Source organism: Pseudomonas poae, from assembly GCF_001439785.1.
Taxonomy (GTDB): Bacteria; Pseudomonadota; Gammaproteobacteria; order Pseudomonadales; family Pseudomonadaceae; genus Aquipseudomonas; species Aquipseudomonas poae.
The window spans coordinates 92,811-99,515 of record NZ_JYLI01000022.1; the positions used below are offsets into that span (position 1 = coordinate 92,811).

The following is a 6,705-nucleotide window of genomic DNA, read 5'->3' on the forward strand; positions in this document are numbered from 1 at the left end:
ATACGGGACTCAGATCAGCGGATCCCAACGCTGTGACCAGTCACTCTCTGCCCTGACCACCTCGCGCAGCAGTGCCAGCGCCTGCTGCAGCACGGCCGAGTCTCGCGCCCGCGCGTACACCAGGTAGGTCGGAAAGCTGAACTCCGGCGCCTTGGGCACACGCTGCATCACGCCGCTGTCGAGGTAGCTCTGCACCACGCGCGTGCGGAAATACCCCGCGCCGCCATTCTCCAGAATGTACTGCAAGGCCAGCGGCCCCACATTGAAACTCAACGCCGCGCGGGCCTTGTCTGGGAGGGCGGCGTCATGTTGCTGGCGAAACCCCGGTCCCCAATCGATATACACATAGGGCGCCGGCTTGCTTACCAATTGCACCAGAATCAGTTTTTCTTCGAGCACCTGCTCCACCTGCAACCCCGGCCAGTACTGCGGCTGAAACACCAGCGCCGCGTCGAGCACGCCCAATTCCAGTTGGCGCAGCAGGTACTCACCTTCGCCGATTTCCGTGCGCAGCGCGTGCCCGGGGATGTGTTCGCGCAGAGCCTGGGCCCAGCCGAGCATCAGCGGGTTGCACAGGCTGACCTCACCGCCGATGTGCAGCATGTTGCGATAGCCTTCGGGCAATGGCAGGTCGCGACGCGCGGCCTCCCAGGTCTGCAGCAACTGGTTGGCATACACCACGAAGGCCTCACCATCAGCGGTCAACCGCGCACCGGCGCGGTTACGGATGAACAGCGTGCTGCCCAGCTGGCTCTCGAGACTCTTGACCCGCGCGGTAATGGCGGTCTGGGTGACGTGCAGCTTCTCGGCCGCCGCGGCCAGGCTGCCGCAGCGGATGATTTCAAGAAAGGTGCGAGCCAGTTCGATGTCCATAAAATGCCTCGCGATTGAGTCCGGGCATTGTAGTGGAATGCATGCGCAGATTCCCTGTGGCGAGCAGGCTTGTCCTGCGTTGGGCTGCGCAGCAGCCCCAAAACCAGGCTCCGAGCATTATCAGGTACGCCGCGTTTTGCTTGATTGGGGGCGCTTCGCACCCCAACGCGGGGCAAGCCCGCTCGCCACAGAACGCCGGTTGCATTGGGCTACTCCCATGCCCCGCGGTCCAGGCAGCGCGCGGACGCAGGCGGCTGCTTGCCGTAGGCGAGAAAGTCGCCAAGCCAGCGAGTCACGCAGCCATTCGCGTCGGCGCTGGAGGCATCCTTGAGCAGCAATTGCTCCACCCCTGTGGCCATCGGCGAGCCTTTGCTCGCGTTCACCAGCACCATGCGCGTGACACGCTCGGGAAACAGCGAGCCGTAGCGGCTGCCGAGCAGGGTGGCATCGGCATTCCCCACAAAGCTGAGCTGCGCCTCGCCCAGTTGCCCGCGCACATACTCCATGTCCTGCGCAGCCTGCTCGACCGCGTTGTCCTGCGACAGGTCGCGCAGGCTCAGTTCGACTACGTCATACCGGTCAATCAGCGTGCGATACGCTGGCGTTGCCAGGGATTCCCAGCGGCTGGTCAATTGCAGCGCGAAAGGCACGCCGCTGGTCGTGCCCGGCTGGATAAACACCACGCCTTCGCGGTTCAGCGGTTCCCGGGCGCCCACCCGGGTCAGGGTGAGTCTCACGCGACCGCGCCCGGGAGCGGCATGGTCTCGCGGTACGCTCACCTGACCGCACTGGGTACGCGCTACCACCTCAGGGTCCAGCGGTACAACGCCGGAAAAGGGGCAGTCCAGCAGCCAGTCAATGGCGGTCGGCGCGATCAACGGTTCGGCCAGCAGCAGCGGAGCTGCCAGCCAGCAGCCGAGGCCGGTCAGGTATTTTTCCAGAACGCGGAGTTTCATCGAGAGGGTTCGGTCAGCCGTGAGATAGCGGCTTTTTTACCAAGGACCCTCGTCTGGATAATGTAGGGTGAATAAACAGTCTGTGTGGGAAAGCGGAGTTTCGTTTATTAACTGTCGGTGTTCCAGCCGCCCCCCAACGCCTTGAACAGCGCGATGCTGGCTTGCACGCGCGATAGCCGCAGTTGCACGTTCGCGTCCTGCGCAGCGTAGAGGATGCGCTGGGCCGCAAGCAGCGTCAGCCAGTCTTCGGCGCCGGCCTGGTAGCGGCTTTCGGCGATCCGCAATGCCGCCTGCGCTTGCTGCAGTTCCTCGTCTTGCCATTGGCGCTGCTGGTCCAGGCGCGTGATGCTGCTCAGGGATTTCTCCACATCGGCAAAGCCGTTGAGGATGGCGGCGCGGTAGGTTTGCAGCAATTCGTCCTCGCGCGCGCTGGCCTTGTCGCGCTCGGCGCTTAAACGGCCATGGTCGAAGATCGGCGCCACCAGGCCGGCCGTCAGCGTGTAGTAGGGGCTGCGCAGGATCTCTGCGGCCTTGTAGGCGTCGGAGCCAACCGTGGCACCCAGGGTGACGGCGGGCAGCATGGCAGCGCGGGCCACGGTGACATCCGCCCGCGCGGCCGCCAGTTGCGCCTCGGCCCTGGCCAGGTCGGGGCGCCGGCTCAGCAGTTGGCTGGGCACGCCTGGGCCGATGCTCGGCCACGTCAGCGTGTGGAACGGTTCGGCCTCCAGCGCCAGCGCCTGCACCGGTTGGCCGAGCAGGGCGGCCAGGCTGATCCGGGATTCTTCGGCCAGTTGCAGCATCAATGGCACTTGGCGCTGCTGGCCGGCCACCAGGCTTTTCTGCTGGGCCAGTTCCAGTGCCGTGGCTGAGCCTGCGTCGTAACGGGTCTGCACCAGCATGAGCACGTTGCGTGCGTTGGCCAGGTTCAGCTCGGCAATCTGCACTCGCTCGTGTGCCGCCAGGGTTTGTGCATAGCGGTCGGCGACGTTGCCGAGCAGAGTCAGCTCCACGGTGGCGCGGTCGGACTCACTGGCGCGCAACGTATACAGGGCGCTGTCACGCGCGGCGGCGCGTCCACCCCAGAAGTCCACCTCATAGCTGGCACTGAAATTGGCGCCAAAATTGTCGACGGCATCATCGTTCTGCGAGACGTCCAGGTCGGGGCCGCCCTTGCCGCGCAGCAGTTTCTGATGGCCGGTGGCGAGGTTGAATTTCACGTCGGGCAACAGTGGCGCACCCGCGATCACGGCGCTCGCCTGGGCTTGGCGTACGCGCGCCATGGCGGCGGCAACATCGAAGCTGTCGCGTCGGGCCTGGTCGATCAGCCGATCGAGCTGCGAACTGCCAAATTGTGTCCACCAACGCTGGTTGATCGACTGGGCCGCCTCGCGCTCGGCGAATTGCCACGCGGCCGGCGCGGTAATGCCGCTGTCGACAATCGGCGGGTTACCGCCACAGGCGCTCAGCAACAGGCACAGGCTGAGTGCCGACAGGTGCGGGATAAACGAAGATTTATTCACGGGTCAACGCCTTGACTGGATCGAGCCGGGCCGCTTTTCGCGCCGGCATAAAGCCGAACAGCACGCCGGTGACCAGTGCACAGCCAAACGCGCCGAGCACCGCCAGCAGCGAAAACTGCACCGCCACCTTGGCCAGCACCAGCACGCCGCCCACCAGCAATGCCAGGGCAATGCCGAACAGGCCGCCCACCACCGAGAGCATCACCGCCTCGGTGAGAAACTGGCGCAGAATGTCGCGCTGACGCGCTCCGGTGGCCATGCGGATGCCGATCTCACGGGTGCGTTCGCGCACGGTCATCAACATGATGTTCATCACGCCGATCCCGCCCACCAGCAGGGAAATCGCGGCAATCGCACCCAGCATCAGCGACAGGGTGTTTTGCGTATGCGCCTCGGCCTGGATCATCGCCGCATTGTTGGTCAGCTCGAAGTCGCGCTTGCCGTTGTGCAGCTTGAGCATCAGCTCATTGATGGCCTGCTCGGCCTCTTGCACCTTGCGCGCATCGGCGGCGGCGATCACCACGTATTCGGGGTTGTAGCTGCCGAACAGGCGCACGCTGGCGGCGGTGTAGGGGATGGCGATGCGGTCGTCGCTGTCCTTGTTGCCGGAGCTTGCGCCTTTTTCCGCCAGCACCCCGACCACCTGGAAGGGTACGTTCTCAATCAGGATGTACTGGCCGATTGGATTGGCGACATCCTTGAGCAGCTTCTGGCGCACGCGATGGCCGATCACCGCCACCGTTGCGGCATTGCGTTCGTCGGCTTCGCTGAAATAGCTGCCCTCGACCACCGGCCAATTGAAGATGTCGGGGAAGTGGGTGTCATTGCCGCCCACATACGCCATGTAGTCGACATTGCCAAAGCGCACCCCCGCTTCGCTGCCATTGACCGGCATGATGCGTTGCACCTGGGGCAGCGTGGCCAGGGCCGCGACGTCACTGAGGCTGACCACCCCCGGCGGCGTGCGCGGGTTGGGCGAGGTGCCGCTGAGGTAGAGGATGTTGGAACCGAACGCGCCCATCTGCGCCATCACCTGGCGCTTGCTGCCTTCGCCAACCGCCAGCATCACCACCACCGATGCCACGCCGATGATGATGCCCAGCAACGTCAGCGCGGTGCGGAAGCGATTGATCCACATCACGCGCCACGCCGCTTGAACGGCGTCCACCAGCTCGGCCTTCCAGGCACCGTTGTGTTCGGCGCCGTCGACCAGGCGCTGGCGCAGGTCCACGGCCTGTAGGGCGTTGCCGTTGGCGGGCGCCGGCACGCCCCTGTCGCTGTCGGCGGAATCGCTGATGATCAGGCCGTCGCGAATCTCGATGATGCGGTTGGCGCGCGCCGCGACTTCGCGGTCGTGGGTGATCAGAATCACCACGTGGCCCTGGCTCGCCAGTTCGTCGAGCAGGGTCATGACCTCGGCGCCGCTGTGGCTGTCGAGGGCACCGGTGGGTTCGTCCGCAAGGATGATATGGCCGCCGTTCATCAATGCTCTGGCAATGGACACCCGCTGCTGCTGGCCGCCGGAAAGCTGGTGCGGGCGGTTGGCGGTGCGTTCGGCCAGGCCCAGGCGGGTGAGCAGGGCGTTGGCGCGGGCATGACGTTCGGCGGCGCTGATGCCCGCGTAGATCGCCGGCATCTCGACGTTTTCCTGGGCCGAGCCCGAGGGAATCAGGTGGTAACCCTGGAACACGAAGCCAAAGGCTTCGCGGCGCAGCCAGGCCAGTGCATCGCCGTCCAGGTGCGCGACGTTTTCCCCGGCGAACAGGTAGTCGCCCACGGTCGGGCGGTCGAGGCAGCCGAGGATGTTCATCAGCGTGGACTTGCCGGACCCGGACGCGCCGACGATGGCGACGAATTCGCCAGCATGGATCGCCAGGTCGATGCCGCGCAACACATCCACCTGCGGGCTGTCGCCGCCGCCGTAGGATTTGCGGATGTTTTTGAGTTCGATCAGCGGCGTGGTCACCTCAACCTCCGCTGCCGTCGACCGGGCCGATCAACAGGTGATCGCCCTCGCTGAGGCCGTCGAGTACCTCGACCCGCAGCCGGTCGCTGATGCCCAGGCGCACCTGACGCTCCTCGATGCGCCCGTTCTGCGCGACCACGCGGGCCAAGCTGCCGTGCAAGGCGGCGACCGGCGCGGTGAGGGCGTCCTTGACTTGCCCTGCAACGAAAAATACCTGGGTGGTCATGTCGGCCATCAAGGCGTTGTCGGTGTTGTCCACGTCCAGCAGCACGGTGTACAGCACCACGCGGCCGCTGCCGCTTTTGTTGCTGCTGGGGCTGCCGCCGCCCTGGCTGGTTTCGTTCAGCGGCTTGGGCGGAATCGGCAGGATTTGCCGCACGGTGCTGGTCCAGCGACGGCTGCCGCCACTGAGCGTGGTGAAGTAGGCGGTCATGCCCGGTTTGACGTGGCCGATGTCGGCTTCCGATACCTCGGCCCACACCGTCATCGGCGACAGCCTGGCGATGCGCAGGATCAACGGCGTCTGCTGCTGTGCGTTGAGCGTCTGTCCGACGCGGGCGTCCACCGCCACCACCGTGCCGCTCATCGGCGCATAGATGCGTGTGTAGCCCAGTTCGGCTTCGTCGCTGCGCAAGCTGGCCTGGGCCTGGCGGATCTGCGCCTGGAACATCTCGACGCGCGCCTGGGTGGCGCTCAGCTCGGCCCTGGCGGCCTGCACGTCTTCTTCGCGCGTCGCGTTGCCCGCCGCCAGGCGCTGCTGACGTTGGAATTTCTGCCGCGCCAGTGCGTGCAGCGCCTGTTGTTCCTGCAATTGGGCCTTAAGGTTTTCGATGGCGTAGCGACTGGCGTCGAGTTTGGCTTTTTGTGTGGAAGGGTCGATCTCCACCAGCAGTTGGCCTGCCTTGACCTGATCGCCGGCTTCGACATGAATGTCGCGGATCTGCCCCGACGCCTGGGCACCCACATCCACGTATCGGCGCGGTTGCAGAGTGCCCAGTGCGGTCACGCTGTTTTCAATGTTGCCGCGCGTGACGGTGACCGTGGTCAGCGCATCGCGGCTGGGCGGCAGGTTGTACCAGGTGATCAGCGCAATGAGCGCAGTCAGGCACGCCACAGCAGGCAGGGCGCGTCGGGCGAGGCGAGGGCGTTTCATGCGTGGGTTCCAGCCTGGGTGTGGGCCGCAGTCGCGGGGAGCTGACTGATATACGAGGAAAATGCGCGCAAATTTAGGCGCTTACACAGGCTGTAACAGCGCCGATGAATAAAAAAAGGTTCTTCACGGAATCCCGGGAAACACAGAAACAAGAACGCCGATTTGATTGATGATGTTCGTGCGAGCAAACACATCTACCAAACCGGCGTTCTTATGCGCGATATTAATACTTTCCTT

5 protein-coding genes are annotated in these 6,705 nt (G+C 64.8%); all 5 read right to left on the reverse strand.

The window, feature by feature from the left end:
• Nucleotides 1–9: 9 nt before the first annotated feature.
• A complete protein-coding gene (locus TU75_RS22155) occupies nucleotides 10–873 on the reverse strand; it encodes a LysR family transcriptional regulator (protein WP_003234237.1) in 864 nt (287 codons plus the stop codon).
• Between the two features lie 209 nt (nucleotides 874–1,082).
• The gene (locus TU75_RS22160; protein ID WP_060550119.1) at nucleotides 1,083–1,829 is read right to left on the reverse strand and encodes an alpha/beta hydrolase family protein; all 747 of its coding nucleotides are present in this window, start codon (nucleotides 1,827–1,829) and stop codon (nucleotides 1,083–1,085) included.
• 107 nt (nucleotides 1,830–1,936) lie between these two features.
• The gene (locus TU75_RS22165) at nucleotides 1,937–3,349 is read right to left on the reverse strand and encodes an efflux transporter outer membrane subunit (RefSeq protein WP_060550120.1); all 1,413 of its coding nucleotides are present in this window, start codon (nucleotides 3,347–3,349) and stop codon (nucleotides 1,937–1,939) included.
• Nucleotides 3,342–5,315: a MacB family efflux pump subunit gene (locus TU75_RS22170; RefSeq protein WP_060550121.1), complete on the reverse strand. Its 1,974-nt coding sequence runs from the start codon at nucleotides 5,313–5,315 to the stop codon at nucleotides 3,342–3,344. Before TU75_RS22170 ends, TU75_RS22165 begins: the two co-directional genes overlap by 8 nt.
• A gap of 1 nt (nucleotide 5,316) precedes the next feature.
• A complete protein-coding gene (locus TU75_RS22175) occupies nucleotides 5,317–6,468 on the reverse strand; it encodes an efflux RND transporter periplasmic adaptor subunit (protein ID WP_060550122.1) in 1,152 nt (383 codons plus the stop codon).
• Nucleotides 6,469–6,705: the final 237 nt, after the last annotated feature.

Coding starts and splice junctions, on each gene's coding strand:
- TU75_RS22155 (WP_003234237.1), bottom strand. CDS start 873: ATGGACATCGAACTGGCTCGCACCTTTCTTGAAATCATCCGCTGCGGC.
- TU75_RS22160 (WP_060550119.1), bottom strand. CDS start 1,829: ATGAAACTCCGCGTTCTGGAAAAATACCTGACCGGCCTCGGCTGCTGG.
- TU75_RS22175 (WP_060550122.1), bottom strand. CDS start 6,468: ATGAAACGCCCTCGCCTCGCCCGACGCGCCCTGCCTGCTGTGGCGTGC.